This window comes from Georhizobium profundi, from assembly GCF_003952725.1.
Taxonomy (GTDB): domain Bacteria; phylum Pseudomonadota; class Alphaproteobacteria; order Rhizobiales; family Rhizobiaceae; genus Georhizobium; species Georhizobium profundi.
In genome coordinates this window covers 2114234-2132987 of record NZ_CP032509.1, presented here as the reverse complement: position 1 = coordinate 2132987, position 18754 = coordinate 2114234, and the positions used below count along the sequence as shown (strand labels likewise).

At 62.9% G+C, this 18754-nt stretch carries 18 protein-coding genes; 8 read left to right on the top strand and 10 right to left on the bottom strand.

Annotated features, from left to right (window positions below; all coding sequences use genetic code 11):
- Positions 1-9 precede the first annotated feature (9 nt).
- Together D5400_RS10050 and D5400_RS10045 are read left to right on the top strand one after the other, a co-directional pair.
- Positions 10-1581 (top strand): GMC family oxidoreductase, encoded by a 1572-nt coding sequence (locus D5400_RS10050; protein WP_126009893.1) that lies wholly within the window; start codon positions 10-12, stop codon positions 1579-1581.
- A gap of 179 nt (positions 1582-1760) precedes the next feature.
- Positions 1761-2075 (top strand): Hpt domain-containing protein, encoded by a 315-nt coding sequence (locus tag D5400_RS10045; protein WP_164527852.1) that lies wholly within the window; start codon positions 1761-1763, stop codon positions 2073-2075.
- A gap of 13 nt (positions 2076-2088) precedes the next feature.
- On the opposite strand, the gene mnhG is transcribed toward D5400_RS10045, so the two are convergent.
- The 9 genes from mnhG to D5400_RS10000 all read right to left on the bottom strand — a co-directional run bounded on the left by mnhG (position 2089) and on the right by D5400_RS10000 (position 11504).
- Positions 2089-2487, bottom strand: a complete 399-nt coding sequence (gene mnhG / locus D5400_RS10040) for a monovalent cation/H(+) antiporter subunit G (RefSeq protein ID WP_126009891.1) — start codon at positions 2485-2487, stop codon at positions 2089-2091.
- Entirely contained in the window at positions 2484-2765 is a 282-nt protein-coding gene (locus D5400_RS10035; RefSeq protein WP_126009890.1) for a K+/H+ antiporter subunit F, read from the bottom strand. Before D5400_RS10035 ends, mnhG begins: the two co-directional genes overlap by 4 nt.
- Positions 2762-3247: a Na+/H+ antiporter subunit E gene (locus D5400_RS10030; RefSeq protein WP_126009889.1), complete on the bottom strand. Its 486-nt coding sequence runs from the start codon at positions 3245-3247 to the stop codon at positions 2762-2764. Before D5400_RS10030 ends, D5400_RS10035 begins: the two co-directional genes overlap by 4 nt.
- Positions 3244-4860: a monovalent cation/H+ antiporter subunit D gene (locus D5400_RS10025; protein WP_126009888.1), complete on the bottom strand. Its 1617-nt coding sequence runs from the start codon at positions 4858-4860 to the stop codon at positions 3244-3246. The genes D5400_RS10030 and D5400_RS10025 overlap by 4 nt, the downstream gene beginning before the upstream one ends.
- The gene (locus D5400_RS10020) at positions 4857-5201 is read right to left on the bottom strand and encodes a Na+/H+ antiporter subunit C (protein ID WP_126009887.1); all 345 of its coding nucleotides are present in this window, start codon (positions 5199-5201) and stop codon (positions 4857-4859) included. The genes D5400_RS10025 and D5400_RS10020 overlap by 4 nt, the downstream gene beginning before the upstream one ends.
- Complete coding sequence (locus D5400_RS10015) at positions 5201-8128, bottom strand: monovalent cation/H+ antiporter subunit A (RefSeq protein WP_126009886.1); 2928 nt, start codon at positions 8126-8128, stop codon at positions 5201-5203. Before D5400_RS10015 ends, D5400_RS10020 begins: the two co-directional genes overlap by 1 nt.
- Positions 8129-8301: 173 nt before the next feature.
- Complete coding sequence (locus tag D5400_RS10010; protein ID WP_126009885.1) at positions 8302-8679, bottom strand: hypothetical protein; 378 nt, start codon at positions 8677-8679, stop codon at positions 8302-8304.
- A gap of 255 nt (positions 8680-8934) precedes the next feature.
- The gene (locus D5400_RS10005; protein WP_126009884.1) at positions 8935-10248 is read right to left on the bottom strand and encodes a four-carbon acid sugar kinase family protein; all 1314 of its coding nucleotides are present in this window, start codon (positions 10246-10248) and stop codon (positions 8935-8937) included.
- The gene (locus D5400_RS10000) at positions 10245-11504 is read right to left on the bottom strand and encodes a ribulose-bisphosphate carboxylase large subunit family protein (protein ID WP_126009883.1); all 1260 of its coding nucleotides are present in this window, start codon (positions 11502-11504) and stop codon (positions 10245-10247) included. Before D5400_RS10000 ends, D5400_RS10005 begins: the two co-directional genes overlap by 4 nt.
- A 108-nt stretch (positions 11505-11612) precedes the next feature.
- Here D5400_RS10000 and D5400_RS09995 point away from each other — a divergent pair, with 108 nt between their 5' ends.
- The 3 genes from D5400_RS09995 (at position 11613) to D5400_RS09985 (ending at position 14862) form a co-directional block, all read left to right on the top strand.
- Entirely contained in the window at positions 11613-12437 is an 825-nt protein-coding gene (locus D5400_RS09995) for a phosphogluconate dehydrogenase C-terminal domain-containing protein (protein ID WP_126009882.1), read from the top strand.
- Between the two features lie 82 nt (positions 12438-12519).
- Entirely contained in the window at positions 12520-13245 is a 726-nt protein-coding gene (gene nanR, locus D5400_RS09990; protein ID WP_126009881.1) for a transcriptional regulator NanR, read from the top strand.
- 159 nt (positions 13246-13404) lie between these two features.
- Positions 13405-14862 (top strand): aldehyde dehydrogenase family protein, encoded by a 1458-nt coding sequence (locus tag D5400_RS09985; protein ID WP_126009880.1) that lies wholly within the window; start codon positions 13405-13407, stop codon positions 14860-14862.
- Between the two features lie 76 nt (positions 14863-14938).
- Here D5400_RS09985 and D5400_RS09980 read toward each other — a convergent pair whose 3' ends face one another.
- Entirely contained in the window at positions 14939-15697 is a 759-nt protein-coding gene (locus D5400_RS09980) for a FadR/GntR family transcriptional regulator (protein WP_126009879.1), read from the bottom strand.
- 194 nt (positions 15698-15891) lie between these two features.
- Here D5400_RS09980 and D5400_RS09975 point away from each other — a divergent pair, with 194 nt between their 5' ends.
- From D5400_RS09975 to D5400_RS09965, 3 genes are all read left to right on the top strand, one after another.
- Entirely contained in the window at positions 15892-16875 is a 984-nt protein-coding gene (locus D5400_RS09975; RefSeq protein ID WP_126009878.1) for a TRAP transporter substrate-binding protein, read from the top strand.
- Between the two features lie 64 nt (positions 16876-16939).
- Positions 16940-17458: a TRAP transporter small permease gene (locus tag D5400_RS09970; protein ID WP_126009877.1), complete on the top strand. Its 519-nt coding sequence runs from the start codon at positions 16940-16942 to the stop codon at positions 17456-17458.
- Positions 17455-18732 carry a TRAP transporter large permease gene (locus D5400_RS09965; RefSeq protein ID WP_126009876.1) on the top strand — a complete coding sequence of 426 codons (1278 nt, stop codon included), beginning with the start codon at positions 17455-17457 and terminating at the stop codon, positions 18730-18732. The genes D5400_RS09970 and D5400_RS09965 overlap by 4 nt, the downstream gene beginning before the upstream one ends.
- The last annotated feature ends 22 nt before the right edge of the window (positions 18733-18754 follow it).

Here is an 18754-nt window from a genome sequence, read left to right as displayed (position 1 = left end):
AGGCGCACCATGGTTGCCAAATTTGATCTCAACGACGATTCCGTCGTCGTCATCGTGGGTACGGGCGCCGGCGGCGGCGTGCTCGCAAACGAACTCGCCCAGAAGGGCGTCAAGGTCGTCGCGCTGGAAGCCGGCGGACGTCATTTGCCGGAAGATTATCTCAACGACGAGTGGGATGCCTTCGGCCAGCTCTCCTGGCTCGATGCCCGCACGACCAGCGGCGACTGGCGCGTCGCCAGGGACTTTTCAGGCCTGCCGGCCTGGATCGTGAAGGCGGTCGGCGGCACCACCATTCACTGGGCCGGCGCGTCGCTGCGCTTCCAGCCGCATGAATGGAAGGCGCTGACCAATTATGGCCGCGTCGACGGGGCGAACCTGCTCGATTGGCCGATCGACGCCGACGAGATGGCGCCGTGGTACGACCAGGCGGAAGAAAAGCTCGGCGTTACCCGCACCGGCAACCGTCCCGGCCTGCCCGGCAACAACAATTACAAGGTTTTCGAAAAAGGCGCTCTCGCGATCGGCTACAAGGAAGTCCACACCGGCCGCATGGCGATCCAGACCCGTGATGACGGCGATCGCATCCCCTGCCAGCAGACCGGCTTCTGCTTCCAGGGCTGCAAATGGGGCGCCAAATGGTCGGCCGCCTATACCGAAATCCCGGCCGGTGAAGCCACCGGCAACCTCGAAGTCCGCGACCGGTCGCACGTCATCAAGATCGAGCATGACGACAGTGGCAAGGTCACAGGCGTGGTCTATGCCGACAAGGACGGAAACCAGCACCTGCAGAAGGCCCGTCTGGTCGCCGTTGCCGGCAACACGATCGAAAGCCCGCGTCTGCTTTTGAACTCGGCCTCAAACATGTTCCCGGATGGCCTTGCCAACTCGTCCGGCCAGGTGGGCCGCAACTACATGCGCCACGTCACAGGTTCGGTCTATGCCGTCTTCGACAAGCCCGTGCGTATGTGGCGCGGCACGACGATGGCCGGGATCGTCCAGGACGAGGCGCGCCACGATCCGTCGCGCGGCTTCGTCGGCGGCTACGAGCTGGAAACCCTGTCGCTCGGCCTGCCCTTCATGGCTGCCTTCCTCGATCCGGGCGGCTGGGGCCGTTCGTTCACCTCCGCGCTCGACCAGTACGAAAACATGGCCGGTATGTGGATCGTGGGCGAGGACATGCCGCAGGAAACGAACCGCATCACCCTCAATTCGGAGGTGAAGGACCAGTACGGCCTGCCGGCTCCGAACGTACATTTCTCAGACCACCCGAACGATGTGGCCATGCGCGATCATGCCTACAAACAGGGGATCGAGATGTACAAGGCGGTTGGTGCGACCCGGGCTTTCCCGACGCCGCCGTACCCCTCCACGCACAATCTCGGCACCAACCGCATGTCGGAGAATGCGCGGGACGGCGTGGTCAACAAGTGGGGCCAGACCCACGACATCCCGAACCTGTTCATCTCGGACGGTTCGCAATTCACGACGGGCGCTGCTGAAAACCCGACCCTGACAATCGTGGCACTGGCAATCCGCCAGGCCGATCACATCGCCAAGGAACTCAGCGCCGGCAACATCTAGAGCTTCTCCTCCTGCGCAAGGCCGCCCGCAAACGGCCTTGCGCACTTTTTTTTGAACTGCACCGGAAAAGTCTGCTGCAACCGCAAAGGCATTGGGGCGTTCCACCACTCGACAGTTCATTTTTTGCTAAAGTACCTTGCATCTCCATGCGAAGTGCTTTTAAGAGCAAGGAGCTTGCGGTGGTTCGATCCTTGGATGCTTTGAAAGAGCGGTTCATCGAGCGTTTGCACAGCGACCGGAATGCCCTAAACACCATCGCCAAAAGCCACCCCGTCACGTCCCACATTCAGCACCGTGAGATCGCAAAGCTCGCTCATGGGATCGCTGGTGCAGGCGGCTTCTTCGGGTTCGACCACCTCAGCCGACGTGCGTCTGAGATGGAAGCGACCCTCGAGGCTGAAAGCACCGAAGCCGAACAGCGCGAAGCCCTGTCCTCACTGATCCGCGAGCTCGATGCGGTGATCGCGCAGATGAGAAAAGAACGCGCGCTGTGACGGCCGGCGAGCGTTAGCTCACCTCCCCTTCCGAAGGCTTATCGCTTAAGTTGAGATCGACGCGTCGGCCCACGGGTGGAATCCCCGGACGCGCGCTCGAACGGTCGCGATAGATAGCGGCGCGGCCGAGCATCATCAGCGTGACAGGCGTGGTGATCGTGACGAAGGCGGCGAGCAGCAATTCGTGGACCAGGGGGCGGCCCCCGCCCACCAGAAAGAAGATCATCGAGCCGACCGCCATGCCTCCCGTGCCCCAGCTGGTCGCCAGCGTCGGGGCATGGATGCGATCATAGAAACTCTTGAGCCGCACCATGCCGATGGCGCCGATCAGCGTCAGGAGCGATCCGATGACCAGGAAGCTTGAAACCAGGATCGCAGCCCAGAGCGGATATTCGACGAGATCGACCGTCATTCGATGACCTCCCCGCGCATCAGGAACTTGGCGAGCGACACGGTTGCGACGAAGCCCAGCATGCCGATGATGAGCGCCGCTTCGAAGAAGATCGCGTTGCCGGTGCGCACGCCGAAGACCAGCAATTGCAGCATGGCGCAGACATAGAGCATGTCGAGTGCGAGAATGCGGTCCTGCGCGCGCGGACCGATGAAGAGCCGGTAGGCCACCAGCATCATCGCCAAGGCGAGGATGATCTGCGAAAACCAGACCGCGACCGTGAGAATGACAACGCTCATTCGAATATCTCCAGGAGGAGCCGCTCATACCGGTTGGAGATGAGATCCAGCCAATGCGATTCATCCTTGAGGTCGAAGACGTGGATGATCAGCGTGCCTTGCGCGGCATTGTAGTCGAGCCAAGCGGTTCCCGGCGTGCTTGTGAGCACGATGGACAACACCGCGAGCGAGGACGGGTTCTTGAGGCGGATCGGCACCGTCATGAAGCCGGATTTGCGGTCGAGCCTTTTGCCGAACAGGATGAGCCGGGCGACATCATAGTTGGACCGCAGGATGTCCACGAAGACCACGCTTGCAAGCGTGACGATGGCGTCGACGCGCTTGACCCGGGTGCTCTTTTCACCGAGCGCCTTCAAGGTAAGCGCGCTGCCCGTGCTCACGATAAATGCCAGCACCGTATGACCGGGCGTTGCCCCGGCAAGCGCGATCCACATGACGAACAGGCCAAGCGTCATGACCGGATAAGGGAAGATTCTGCTCATTCTTCACCTCCAGCGTATGGGGGCACGCGTTCGGCACCGAGCACGGCATCGAGATAGCCGTTGGGAATGTGGAGATCATTGGCTGTGGCCGCCATCAGGTCTACCGCGGGTCCGGCATAGACCGAGAGAAGCACGATCACGACGAGGAGGAACAGCACCGGCGCCACCTCAACGATGGAGACCCGTGGCATGAACGGCTCGACCGGCGCCCAGAAGGTTCGGATGCCTGCGCGAGACAGCGCGATCAGCGCCGTCAGCCCCGAGAAGATGAGCAAGGCCGCTAGCCCAAGACGCATCGTCACCGCCTCCGACATCGCCTCTGCACCCGGCCCGATGACAGAATGCAGGATCGCGAATTTGGCAAGGAATCCTGCAAGCGGCGGCAGGCCAATCAGGACCATGGCGAGGATACCAAAGCCGGCGCCGAGCACCGCGGCCGCCTGCGGCATCGGTCGACCCACCTCCTCTTCCGGATCGACGAACTGGCTGTTCTCGCCAAAGGCTTCCATCGTGACGGACAACATCGCCGACAATGGATCCTGGTCCCGCTCCAGCAACTCGGCAAGCAGGAAGAGCGCACCTGTCGCAAGCGTGGAGGTCACGAGGTAATAGAGCGCGCCAGTCGTGCTCGCGGGTTCTGAGAGACCAAGCGTCGCGAGGATGGTGCCGGAAGAAACCATGACGAGATAGGCCGTCGCCGTGCGGATCGATTGCGTGGCCAGAAGACCGATCGATGCGAAGACGAGCGTGGCGGCACCGCCGATGAAGATGACGAGCGATCCGAAGACCTCGCCTTCCGCCGGCACCAGAAGCGACAGACGGATCAGGGCATAGATCCCGACCTTGCTGAGGATCGCCATGATGGCTGCGACCGGTCCCGCAGATGCGGAATATGCCGGAACCAGCCAGTTCCCGAGCGGCCACATCGCCGCTTTCACCAGGAAGGCGAGACCAAGCATCGAGAGCCCGACATGCAGACCAGGCGTCGCAAATCCCTCGATCTCCGCGGCGCGCATGGAGATCTCGGCCATGTTCAAGCTGCCGGTCGCGCCGAACACCATCGCGATGCCGATCAGGAAAACGAGCGACGCAGCGAGATTGATGGCGATGTAGTGCAGCCCCGCCTTCACGCGCGCCGGTCCCGACCCGTGCAGCACGAGCCCGTAGGACGCGGCCAGCATCACTTCGAAGAAAACGAACAGGTTGAACAGGTCACCCGTCAGGAAGGCTCCATTGATGCCGACCAGCATGAACTGGAACATCGAATGGAAGTGCGGTCCCGCCTTGTCCCAGCGGGCGGTGGCGAATACGAGCGCCGGGATCGCGAGCAGCGAGCCAAGCACCAGCATGATGCTCGACAGCCGGTCGGCGATCAGGTTGATCGCGATCGGTGCGGGCCAGTTGCCCAGCAGGTAGACAAGCGCCGTCGCGTCGTCCGACCAGTGGACCCTGAACAGAAGGGTAAGCCCGATCGCAAGCTGGGCCAGGACCGACAGGATCGCAAGCGACGTCTTCAGCCGCCGTTCGCGGTCGTCGAAGAACAGCAGCAAGGCGCCCACGATCAAGGGCAGGATGATCGGTGCGACGATCAATTGAGGGAACTGACCGGTCATCGCTCGCCCTCCCGGCCATCCACATGGTCCGTTCCGGTGAGGCCCCGTGAAGCGATCAGCACCACCAGAAACAGCGCGGTCGTGGCAAAGCTGATGACGATCGCGGTGAGAACCAACGCCTGCGGAAGCGGATCGGTGAAAGCGGCCGGATCGATGGCGTCACCGCCAGGCAGCACGGGCGGCGCGTTGACCCGCAGCCGGCCCATGCCGAAGATGAAGAGGTTGACGCCATAGGACAGAAGCGCGAGCCCCATGACGACCTGATAGGTCCGCGGCCGCAGGATGAGCCAGACGCCCGAAGCACCGAGCACGCCGATGGCGAATGCAATGACGAATTCCATCAGCTTTCTCCCTGCTCGACCGCAGTCCGCTCGGCCACCGCCCGATCTGGCCGCGCTTTCGGTGCACGGAGCGACTGGTGGGCGATGGCGACGAGCATCAGGACAGTCGCACCGACCACAAGGCTGAAGACGCCGAGATCGAAGAACAGAGCCGAAGCCGTTGGTACGCCGCCGATGAAGGGGATCTCCGTATACTGGAAATAGGATGTCAGGAACGGGTAGCCCACGGTGAGCGAGCCGAGACCCGTCGCCGTCGCCGCAAGCAACCCGAAGCCGATCCACTGCACTGGCCGAATGCGCAGGCGCTCTTCCACCCAGCGCGTGCCACCAGCGAGATACTGCAGAAGGAAGCCGATCGCCATCGCGACGCCTGCCGCAAAGCCGCCGCCCGGCAGATCGTGACCGCGCAGGAACAGGTATGCCGCTAGAAGCGTGATTGCGGCGAACATCCAGCGCATGATGACCGACGGCACGAGCAGGTAGTCTTTCAGCGTCTCGCCCACCTCGCGATCGCGCTGGATGCTGTCATATTCGTTCTGTTCGCGCTGCTGGTACGGCAGTTCGGAATTGTCCTCCGCCGGCCGGAAACGGCGCAGCAGTGCAAATACCGTCAGCGCGACGACGGCCAGCACGACGATCTCGCCGAGCGTATCGAAGCCGCGGAAATCGACGAGGATGACGTTGACGACGTTGGTGCCGCCTCCTTCGCTATAGGCGTGCTGCAGGTAGTAGTCTCCGACCGACGGCGGCAGCGGCGTCATCATCATGTAATAGGCGAGCAGCGCCATCCCCGCACCGGCGATGACAGCGATGAAGAAGTCGCGCCCGCGCCGCAGCCGAACCCAGAAGCCATGCCGCTCTATCTGATCGTCGCGCTTCGGCAGCCAGCGAAGCCCGAGAAGGATGAGCACGGTGGTGACGATCTCCACCAGAAGCTGCGTCACACCAAGATCGGGGGCCGAGAGCCAGACGAAGGTGATGCAGGTGACGAGGCCCGCAACGCCCAGAAAGATGAGCGCGGCGAGCCGGTGGAATTTTGCCTGGTAGGCGGCGGCAACGGCACAGCCTCCGCCGACCAGCCACATCATGGCGAGAACCGGGTCGACGCCGGAGATGGTCAGTTGCGGCGCGAGATGCCGCGCACCCCACATGGCCCACACACCGGCAAGAATTGCCGCCACCACGATCAGCCGCAGCTGCGGTTGAAGCCGCCGCGTGCCCAAAAAGCGCTCCGCCACACGCGCCCAGCGCCAGCTGACGGCGACGAGAATGCGCTCGAAGATGCGCTGCCCCTTGAGGCGACGGAAAATCGGCGGCCCCTCTTCGCACCGGTCGAGATAGGATTTCAGCGCCATGTAGAGAACGATGCCGCCCAAGAGAGCGACTATGCTCATCGCTAAGGGCAGGTTGAAGCCGTGCCAGATCGACAGGCTGTAAACAGGCGTCGCATCGCCCAGCACCGATACCACCGCCGTGTCGAGATAGGAGCCGATGCTCAGGCCCGGAATGGTGCCGACGACGAGGCAGGCCAGGACGAGAAGCTCGATCGGCAATCGCATCCAGCGCGGCGGCTCGTGCGGAACCTTGGGCAGGTCGCTTGCGCGCGGGCCGAAGAAGACCGTGTGGATCAGGCGGATGGAATAGGTAACGGCGAATGCTGCGGCAATGGTCGCCACATAGGGCGTCAGCGTGTCGAGTACCGATGCACGGTGCTGCTCGAGCGTTTCGGCAAAGAACATTTCCTTCGACAGGAAGCCGTTGAGAAGCGGCACCCCGGCCATGGCCGCGCTTGCGACCATGGCGAGCGTCGCAGTGATCGGCAGGAAACTGAAGAGCCCGCTCAATCGCCGCATGTCGCGGGTTCCGGCCTCGTGGTCGATGATGCCGGCCGCCATGAAGAGCGACGCCTTGAAGGTCGCGTGATTGACCATGTGGAAGATGGCCGCAACGGCCGCGAGCGGGCTTCCCAGGCTAAGCAACGTCGTGACCAGACCGAGATGGCTGATGGTCGAATAGGCGAGCAGGCCTTTGAGATCATGCTGGAAAATGGCGAAGTAGGCACCGATCAAAAGCGTGCTGAGGCCGGCGAAGCCGACGATGAAGAACCACGCATCGGTGCCGGAAAGCACCGGCCAGAACCGCGTGAGCAGGAAGACGCCCGCCTTGACCATCGTCGCGGAGTGGAGATAGGCCGAAACCGGTGTCGGCGCGGCCATCGCATTCGGCAGCCAGAAATGGAACGGAAACTGCGCGCTCTTCGTCAGCGCGCCGGCGAGGATGAGGAGCAAGGTCGGCAGATAGAGATCGCTCGCGCGGATCAGGTCGCCGGACTGCAGCACCACATCAAGATCGTAGCTGCCGACGATCTGGCCGAGCAGCACCATGCCGGCCAGCAGGCACAGACCGCCCGCTCCGGTGATCGTCAGCGCCATGCGCGCACCATCGCGCGCCGCCTGGTTATGGTGCCAGTAGCCGATCAGGAGGAACGAGAAGATGCTCGTCAACTCCCAGAACACCGCGAGCAGGATGATGTTGCCGGAAACCACGAGCCCCTGCATCGCCCCCATGAACGCCAGCAGAAGGGCGTAGAAGCGAACGACCGGATCCTTGGGCGACATGTAGTAGCGCGCATAAAGGATCACGAGGGCGCCGATGCCCGTGATCAGCATGGAGAACATCCAGGCGAAGCCATCGAGCCGCAGCGTGAGCGAGAGACCAAGATGCGGTACCCACTCCACCTGATGGCGCACCACCATGCCATCGGTCACTGCCGAATAAGCACTGATCGCAATGCCGAAACAGGCAAGGGCCATGGCACCGGCCAGCCAGTTGGCCGCACTGCGCGAATGGCTCGGCAACAAAGCCGTCAGCAGGCTTCCGAGAAACGGAAGACCGACGAGCAGGATGAGCCATTCACTAGACCACATGGAGACTTACCGGAACTGACGCTTGAAGTGGGGCAATTGAACGCATCGTACAGGAAGCCTAACGGTTGCAACCACCGCGTAAAAGCGAGGGTCCTTGGCTCCTGCATGCACGTTTCATGTGCCATTCGAAGAGAGAGGCCAAGCCGGCAGCGTCGTTGGACGCTTGGCAAGGCTCAGACGATCGAAGGGGGGCCCCTCGCCGCCGGCGTGACGCGTGCCTGCTCGCTGCCGGCAGGAGTCGGCCCGATCCGCACGATCGCTGTCTCGATCTCCGGCAGCACCAGCGTCACTACCCGCGCCAGGGCAGAGGACGGCACATCGGCCGTCTCGGCTGCGATTGCGTCGAAGCTGACGCTACGGGCGCGATATTCCTGCTCTTGCTTGGGGATGCGGTATTTCTGGGTCAGATCGGCAGAGAGAGCGGCCGACAGGGAAACCGGGGCGAGCCGCTCGGCGATTTCGATGCCGTTCGACGGCTTCGACGGAAGGCAGGCATAGCCGAGCAAGGCGAGAAGCAGCAGCGCATAGGCGGCAAAATCGGTCGCACGCAAGCGGCGCCCCCGTCGCTCTTCCCAATCCGCCCCAATCCTGACCACTCGCCGTCTCTCGAATCTCGCGCTTCCTGAAACCCAATATGCGTCTTTCACAAGGACATCGTCAAATTATGGCAGCTGCGAAGAAAGTGCGCGGTTGCGGAATTGAGCCATAAAAAGTTGAGGCTGCTCTCTTTCTAATCGATGCGGATGACAGCCTGTCGATCAACGGGACGATGGCCGAATGGCCAGACGCGATACCACAAGCGCCCCTCACCCAACCATGCCGTCCCGGATCCTCACTAGATAGTCGTCGTTGCCGATCTGGCCGCCCTTCAGCGTCATTTCGATCGTGCCGCCCGTGTAGCGATGGGCGAGGCAGACGGGGGAGCCGGGGGATTGGGTGATGGGGTGGCGAAGCGTCAGGGCGAAGATGCCGAGTTGCGAGAGGGCGTGACTCGATGTGTCGCCACCCGCCACCGCCACCCGCGCGAGGCCTGTTCGGGCGATGATCTGATCGAGCATGTGACCGAGAGCGCGTCCCACCGCGTCGTTCTCGGCAGCGTCGATCGACACGGTGGTGTCGGGGCCAAGTGCCGTGTGCAGGATCGGGCTCTGTCCAGCCTCCAGGGCGGGCAGCGCCCGAGACAGCGCAGCATCGATGACGGCATCCGCGTTCATGCCGGAGGCGATGGCGCGGTAATCGACCTCGATGGGCAGGAAGCCGGCGTGCGCAGCCGTCCGGATCTGCCGTTCGGTGGTCGGCGAGCAGCTGCCGGAAACGACGGCAATGCGCGCCTCGCGCTGAAGCGGCTCGAATGAAGGCAGTTCCGGCGAAAGCACGCCGCGGGCCCGCCAAGCGGCGATCAAGGCGTAATCGACGCCGGACGATCCAATGATGAAGGGGCCAAGCCCGCCCTCCCCGGCAAGGATGAGCTCGCCGGCCGCCCGTTGTGTCGCAAGATCGTGCACGTCGAGCAGCACGCCCCGAATGCCCTCGTCGCGAAGTGCAGCAAGGCTTGCCGGCGTGGCTTCGGTGCCGCCAGTCCGCGCGAGCGGCAACTCGGTCTGTCCCGCGAGATGAAGCACGAGATCGGCCTCCCGCATCGGTGTCGCGGGATGGCGGCTCATCACCGGGTGGCGATCGATGCGATAGACCGCGTCGCGATAGCCTGCGAAAAGGTGTCCGAAGAAGGTGTAGCGGCGCAGCTGCGGCACGCCGACGATGATCGCCGCCATGTCCTGGTCGAAGATATCGAGGCCGATTTCCAGCGCGCGGCCGATCGGGCCCTGGTGCGGCGCGCTGTCGAAGGTCGAGCAGACCTTGTAATGGCAGTGCGCAGCGTTCAGCGATTTCAACCAGAAAAGCGCATCCCGCAGCTCCCGATCCATCCAAATGGGGCTCTGGCTGCGACTGGTTCCGGCGAGGCCAACGGCCCGGCAATGGGCGAAAGGGGCAAACTCTTCGGCGTTTGGCACGCGCGTGAAGAGCACCGTTTCAATGCCATTCGAAGACAGCGCCTCCATGGCGTCGGTGGAGCCAGTGAAGTCATCGCCGTAGAAGCTGATCAGCGGCGCGCCGCTCATCCGAAGCGGTCTCCGAAGACCTTCAGAGCATCGGCGAGTTCCCTGTGATCCCGCGCATAGTCGGCGGCGGAAATGCCCTTGACCGCTGCCTCTGCCGCCTGACGCAGGCTCTCGACACCGCCGGCGACGCCGCCCGGATGCCCCATGATGCCGCCGCCGCCGCAGTAGATGAAGCCGGTGGTGCCGATCGCCCTGTAGGTCGGCTCGATCTGAACCGCCGTCTGGCCCGACGAAAACACCGGCATCGCCGCAAAACTTGCCCGCTTGCCGCAAAACATCGGCTCGGCTACGGCGCGGGCGGAATCGATGACGCTGTCGTCGCTCTCGCTGAACTTGTTGCCGAGCCCGTTGACGTGCAGGTGGTCCGCCCCCGCAAGCCGCCAAAACTTCTGCCAGGCGCGGTAGGACAGACCGATGTCGGGCGAGCGCTGGAACAGCCCCCAGCCATTGCGGTGGCAGTGCAGCGGCAGTTGCGAATGCCGCCGGATCGCGCCGAGACCCGCAAGGCCAATGGAATGAAGGCTGACCATCAGGCAGGTGCCGCCTTGCGCCAGCACCAGATCGGCATTGCGTTTCATCTCATCGACTTCGTCGGTGATGTTGAACGCGTACATAACCTTCTTGCCGGTCTTTTCCGCATGAGCGTTGATCACGTCCATCACGGCCCTCACCCGCTCGGCAAGCGGGCAGTGGGGCCCGTTCGCCTGCAGTTCGTCGTCCTTGATGAAATCGATGCCGCCATCGCAGAGCTGTTGCACGAGCGCCGCCGTCTCATCCGGAGAAAGGCCGACGCTCGGCTTGATGATGGTACCGATCATCGGCCGGTCGGACACGTCGGCGAGCCGCTGCGTGCCCTCGACGCCGAACGCCGGCCCCGGACACGCATCGGCGAACGCGTCGGGAAACGTGACGTCGGTCAGCCGGATGGCGGAGACTTCGGCGAGCTCGAACAGATTGCCGGCGACCGTCGCGAGCGTGTTGGTAAGCGACGGGCCCATATTGGCGAGAGGCCAGGACAGAACGATGCGCCCGCGCTCATAGGCTGTGCCCGGTTTCCGCACCGGCAGCGATGGCTTGTCCCGCACCTCGTCGACAATGACGTCCTCGACATTGGCACCGGCGCGGCTTCTGAGATCATCGGTCTCGCCCGGTAGCCGCATGAAGGTGCCGCAGGACTGTTCGCCCGCAATGACGCGCGCGGCCCTTTCGAGCCCGACCGGGCTCTCGACCTCGTACTCTGCGAACAATCGCGCCATTGCTAACGCTCTCCCCTGACGACGAGAGGCAATATCATCTCATCATACCAGTTGACAACATGCTCTTTCCTTTGCAATCGTCCGGCACGAATGAGGGAGGCAAGTAGCATGAAAATCGCTTTGATCGGCGCCGGTGGGAAAATGGGAGTGCGTCTGTCGCGCAACCTGAAAGGGTCGCGTTATGACGTTGCCCATGTCGAAGTCAGCGAAATCGGCCAAAAGCGGCTGAAGGATGAGGTCGGCGCAGACTGCGTCGCCGTCGATGAGGCGTTGAAGGATGCGAAAGCCGTAATCCTGGCTGTGCCGGACACGGCGATCCGGAAGGTCGGCGCCGATATCGTGCCCAAGGTCGCGCCCGGCACGATCGTGATCGCGCTCGATGCCGCGGCTCCCTTTGCCGGGCATTTCCCCGAGCGCGCGGACGTCACCTATTTCGTCACCCATCCCTGCCATCCGCCGATCTTCAACGATGAAACCGATCTTGCGGCCAAGCGCGATTATTTCGGCGGCATTGCAGCGCGCCAGGCGATTGTCAGCGCGCTGATGCAGGGCCCGGAAGAGCATTTTGCCATCGGCGAAGAGATCGCCAAGACGATCTTCCAGCCGATCCTGCGGTCCCATCGCGTGACCGTCGAGCAGATGGCGCTGCTGGAGCCCGGCCTGTCGGAGACCGTGTGCGCGACGCTTCTGGTCGTGATGAAGGATGCGATGGACGAGGTGGTGCGCCGCGGCGTCGACCGGGTGGCAGCACGCGATTTCCTGCTTGGGCACCTGAACATTCTCGCGGCTGTCGTCATGGAAGAAGTCGATGGCGTCTTCTCCGATGCCTGCAACAAGGCGATCGTGAACGGCAAGCCGCGCCTCATGCGCGACGACTGGCTCGGCGTGTTCGAGACCCACGAAATCACCGAGAGCATTCGCCGGATCACCTGACACTGTCCTGGCCGCGGATGGACGACCGCAGAAATCCGCTGCAAGTATCGGCTGAAGCAACATTCGAGACGCGTTGATCACGATGGAAAAGCTAAGCGACCTCAAAGCGATTGACGACCGGATCGTGCGCCGCAAGCTCTCCGACCAGGTATTCGAACGCTTGCGTGAAATGATCGTGCGTGGGGAAATGGGAGCCGGCGATCCGATGCCTTCGGAGCGCGAACTGATGGAGCGCTTTGGCGTTGGTCGACCTGCCGTGCGCGAGGCGCTGCAGTCCATGCAGACCATGGGCCTCATCACGATATCCCACGGAGAGCGGTCGAGAGTCAGCGCCTTGTCGGCCGATATCGCGTTCCGGCAGATGGATGCGGTGGCGAGGCTGCTGCTTTCGGCCTCCCCCGACAATCTCGAGCACCTCAAGGAGGCACGGCGCCTTTTCGAACTCGGCATGGTGCGCATCGCGGCGCAGAATGCAACGGCCGAAGACATCGCCGAACTGACCGATCTCATCGAGAAGCAGCGCAGCAAGATCGATGACCCGAAGGCGTTCATTCGCGCCGACATCGCCTTCCATGCCAAGATCACCCGCATGGCCGGCAACCCGATCTTTGCCGCCGTCGGTGACGCGATGCTGAACTGGCTGTTCACCTATCACACCGACCTGCTGATCTGGTCGGGTCAGGAAGAAACCACCTTGCGGGAACATGCCGCGATAGTCGATCGTCTCGCTGCCGGAGAAGCGGATGGCGCGGCTGACGCCATGCGCGGTCACCTCAATCGATCGGCGGCGCTCTACCGCCACCACTGAGGTCGGTAGCGAGAAATTTGTAAAGCCAATTGACTGATCGGCGCAGGCGCCGATAGTTTTGCTGCGTCGGCAGATGGCACGGAACGCGTGGATCCGATGCATCGATGAAGCGCTTTAAGGCGCTCGGCCGGGAGGACCACGAACGAGGAGGCCAGCCCGATGCTGGATCAGACATCCGTCACGGCCTATGGCCATCTCATCAACGGTGAAACCATCGACCGCGCGACTGCGGGCGGCATCGACGTGCTCGACCCGTCGACCGGCAAGGTTTTTGCCCGTATTCCAAGGGGCGGCGCCGCCGAAGTCGATCGTGCCATCGATGCTGCGCGCAGCGCTTTCGAAGGGGAATGGGGCGCGAAATCGGCGCTGGAACGCGGCCGCATCCTGATGAAGATCTCGGCGCTGATCATCGAGAATTTCGAGGAGCTGGCAGCGCTTGAATCGCGCGATACCGGCAAGCCGATGAAGCAGGCGCGCGCCGACATCACCGCGACTGCCCGCTATTTCGAGTATTACGGGTCGGCCGCCGACAAGCACCATGGCGAGACGATCCCCTACAGCAAGGGCATGACGGTTCTGGCCTTGCGCGTGCCGCACGGCGTGACGGCGCACATCATCCCCTGGAACTACCCTTCGCAGATTTACGGCCGCTCGGTCGGCGGCGCACTTGCAGCGGGCAATGCCTGCGTCGTCAAACCGGCCGAAGACGCCTGCCTCACGCCGCTTCGGATCTCGGAACTGGCACTCGAAGCCGGCCTGCCCGCAGGGGCGTTGAATGTCGTTTGCGGGCTTGGCACCGAGGCCGGCGCGGCGCTCGCCGCTCATCCGGGCATCAACCACATCTCCTTCACCGGCTCGCCACAGACGGGAACAGCTGTCGCCAAGGCGGCTGCGGAAAACCATGTGCAGGTGACGCTCGAACTTGGGGGCAAGTCGCCTCAAGTGATCTTCGCCGATGCCGATCTGGACGAAGCGCTGCCCGTCATCGTCAACGCGATCATCCAGAATGCGGGCCAGACCTGCGCCGCCGGCAGCCGCGTACTGATCGAACGCTCGATCTATGACGAGGTTCTGGCGAGGCTTTCGGAGCGCTTCTCGGCGCTGAAGGTGGGCGCAGGTGTCGATGATCTCGACTGCGGCCCCATCATCAGCGCTAAACAGCTGGAGCGGGTCACGTCACTGGTCGACGCCGCACTTGCCGACGGGGCCAAGGTCGTCGCCTCCGCCAGCATGGCCGAGAATGCACCTGAAGGAGGGTTCTTCTACCCGCCGATGCTGCTCGATGGCGCAGCGCCCGAAAGCCGGATCGGCCAGGACGAGGTTTTTGGCCCGGTTCTCGCCGCCTTCCCGTTCGACGATGAAAAAGACGCCATCCGCATTGCCAATGCGACACCCTACGGCCTGACGGCGTCAGTCTGGACGCGGGATGGTGGACGGCAGATGCGCTGCGCCAACGCCATCGAGGCGGGCCAGGTCTTCGTCAACAACTACGGCGCCGGCGGCGGCATCGAGCTGCCCTTCGGCGGCATGAAGCGATCCGGCTATGGCCGCGAAAAGGCCTTCGAAGGCATGATCAGCTTCACCACCATCAAGACGGTCGTCCTCAAGCACGGTTGAGGACGACAAGCATAGTCCCTCCCGGGACGGCGTCGCAGCTCCGGCTGCGGCGCCTTTTTTGTCGATCCCAATGATCCTAGAAGCCCGGCCGGTTGCTCATCATGCGGATGCGCGCATGCTCGATGTGGTTGCGCATGGCGCGCTTGGCCTTTGTGGCCGCGCCGGCCTCGATGTGCCGGAAAATCTCCTCATGCTCGTCCCTCACCGCTTCGTTGCGGATGAAGGGCTGGAATTGCACCAGGAAGCGCATGAGATTGACCGATCGCGTGACGTCGTATTCGAGCGATTTCAGCGTCTGGACGATGCGCGCATTGCACGTGGCTGTCGCGATAGCCTCGTGAAACGCATAGTCGTGATGGTGCAGAATGGCATTCTGCTTCATCGCCTGATCGAACCGATCGAGCGCCGCCCGCATGCTTTCGATATCGGATGGTCCCCGACGTTTTGCTGCGAGATAGGCGGCCTGTGGCTCGACGATCATGCGCAGCTCGATGCCGGCCAGAAGGTCGCCGATCCGCTGCAGCGCGTCGCGGTCCGCCTCGTCGCTCGGCACGTCGTCGACCCGCGAGCCGAGCGCGTTCAGCACGTAATTGCCCGATCCGCGCACCGACGAAATCAGCCCGTCGTCGCGCAGCTTATCCAGGGCCTCGCGCAATACCGGGCGCGACACCTCGAACTGACGCGCCAACTCGTTCTCCGACGGAAGCTTTGCACCGGCCGCGATCATGCCCGTCACGATCGCGTGGAACAGGTTTTCATAGACCCGTTCCGAAAGCCGCTCGCCTTTATTGCTGGGAAGATCGGAAACGACGATATCGGCGGTTTTGCTCGGCATGAAAAAGGTCTTGCTCCTGAAACAGGAATTTCCCGATCGGTGGTTACGGTCAAGCCCGCGACCCGGCACAGGTGACCTGACACCTGAAATCCCCACGGCGGCACACCGTTAGAAAGTTGTAAAACAGGTTGACTGGAAATGGGTTCAAGGTCAATGTCGAAGCCAGTGATGACCGAAACTGAGGGAGGAGAACCATGTTTCGTTTTCGCACCATTACGGCTGCTGCCGTATTCGCCTTGTCTGCCGGGGTGGCCGGGAGCGCCCTTGCCCAGACAACCTTGAATTTCGCGCATACCACCGCACAAGGCTCGCACTACAGCGTCGGCGTCCAGGCCTTCGGTGAGAAACTGGCCGAATTGTCGGACGGAAAGTTCGAAATCCGCGAACAGGCCGCGGGCGCGCTTGGCGGTGAGCGCGACATGATCGAAGGCCTGCAGATCGGCTCAGTCGAGCTCGTCTATTCCTCGACCGGCCCGCTGGGCAACTTCGCGCCTGAAACGCTGGTGCTCGACCTGCCCTTCCTCTTCAAGGATTACGCCGCGGCGCGTTCGATCCTCGATGGCGAGATCGGTGACGAGCTTCTCGAGGCCGTGAATGCGCAAGGGCTCGTCGCGCTCGCCTGGAGCGAAAACGGCTTCCGCCACATCACCAATTCCAGCCGCGCGATCGATGCGCCGGAAGACCTCAACGGTCTGAAGATCCGCACCATGGAAAACAGCGTGCACATGGAAGCATTCTCGGCTGCCGGCGCATCGCCGACGCCGATGGCGTTTCCGGAAGTCTTCGCAGCCCTGCAGCAGCGCGTGATCGACGGGCAGGAAAATCCGATCCCGATCATCACCTCCGCCAATATGTGGGAAGTCCAGGACCACCTCACGCTGACCGGCCACGTCTATTCGCCGGCCATCATCATCGCGTCGCCGAGCCTGTGGGACTCGCTGTCGGATGAAGAAAAGGCATGGTTCGAGGAAGCTGCCGATACGGCTGTCGCCGCGACCCGGGCAAAGGTCGAGGAAGACGAGCAGACCGGCGTCGCGATGCTGCGCGAACGCGGCATGGAAGTGATCGAAGAGGTCGACCAGGCAGCATTCCGCGAAGCGGTCTCGCCTGCCTACGACACCTTCGTCGGCCAGTATGGCGACGAGATGCTGACGCGCATCCAGGCCGCGCAGGAATAGTCCTCGACATCGAAACGATGTGCGAACGGCCGCTCACGCGGCCGTTCCTCACGGAGCTTGTCCCATGCAGTGGTTTCTCGCAGTCGAGCGGCGGCTGACGCGCGTCGCGCTGGAGCTTGCGATCCTCGCGCTCGCGATCGTCGTGGCACTGGCCTTCTATCAGGTCGTCACCCGCTTCGTGTTCGGCCACCCCTCCGCTTGGTCGGAAGTCGCTGCACGTTCGGCGATGATCTGGATGGTTTTTCTGGGCTTCGCCGCAGCGTTTCGCCAGGGCACGATGATCGCGGTCGATTTTCTCGTCGATGTCAGCCCGAATGCATTCCGGCGCGTGCTCTACGTCGTGATCCTCATCGCCTCGCTGATCTTCCTGGCCATCCTCATCTGGTACGGCTGGGGCATGACGATGCGGGTGCGCAGCCAGAACCTGGCCGGCCTGCAAGTGACGATCGCCTGGGTCTATGCCGCGCTTCCCGTGGGCTCGGCATTGGCAACGCTCGGCGTCATCGCCCGGTTCATCGAAGTCTGGAATGAAGCCGACACCACAACCAAGAGCGAGCTCAAGGATGTGGAGAGCGCGATATGAACGCCGCCCTCGCCTTTTCGCTGATCACGCTCTTTGCGCTGGCGGTCCCGATCGGCGTTTCGCTGGTGCTTGCGAGCGCCTTCGGTATCCATTTCTTTTCCACGGTACCGCTGCTCCTGGTGGCGCAACGCGTCTTCACCAGCCTCGATTCCTTTCCGCTGCTCGCAGTGCCGCTCTTCATCCTGTCCGGCAATCTCATGGCAGCGGGCGGCATCTCCGAACGCCTCGTTGATCTCGCAAAGTCGATGGTGGGCGGCATCCAGGGCGGGCTTGCCTGCACCTGCGTCATCACCTGCATGATCTTCGCCTCGGTCTCAGGCTCTTCCGTCGCCACGACCTTCGCGATCGGCGTCATCCTGATCCCGGCCATGGTGAGGCATGGCTATCCCGTCGGCACGGCAGCTGCCGTCCAGGCTTCGTCGGCGGAGCTTGGCGTACTCATTCCGCCGTCGATCCCGCTCATCCTCTATGGTGTCGCAACCGAGACATCGATCGGCCAGCTCTTCCTCGCCGGCATCGGACCTGGGCTTCTTGTTGCCGCAGCGCTCTTCATCTATCTGCTCGTCCTCTGCCGCATCAAAGGCTACGGCAAGGAAGACGGCCTCGACAGCCAACCCTTCTTCCGCGCGCTGCGCCGGTCCTTCTGGGCGATCCTGATGCCCTTCATCGTGCTTGGCGGCATCTATGGCGGCGTCTTCACGCCGACCGAAGCCTCGGCCGTGGCCGTGGTCTATGCCCTGGTCGTCGGCATGTTCGTCTATCGCGTGCTGACATTCCGCAAGATCCACGAAGCGCTGCGCTCGTCGGCGATCTCGTCCACCGTCATCATGATCATCATTGCCGGTGCGGGCCTCTTCTCCTTCCTCATCACGAGAAGCGGCCTGCCCTCGATCGTGGCAGAATGGGTGCAGGAGATGTTCACCGACAAGTGGAGCTTCCTGCTTGCGGTCAACGTTTTCCTGTTCATGGTCGGGATGTTCATCGAGACATCGGCGGCGATCCTGGTGCTCGCACCGCTGCTTGCCCCGATCGCAATCGCCTACGGTGTCGATCCGGTCCATTTCGGGCTGATCATCGTCGTCAACCTGGCGCTCGGCATGATCACGCCACCGGTGGGGGTCAATCTTTTCGCCGCCTGCGCCGTCGCCCGCATATCCCTGCAAACGATCATCCCGCCCTTGGTGCCCATGGTGCTGGTCGTCATGGGCTGCGTGCTGCTCGTCACCTACGTCCCCTTCATCTCGCTGGGACTTGTAGAACTTTTCTATCGCTGACCATCGCGACGACATTCTCGAG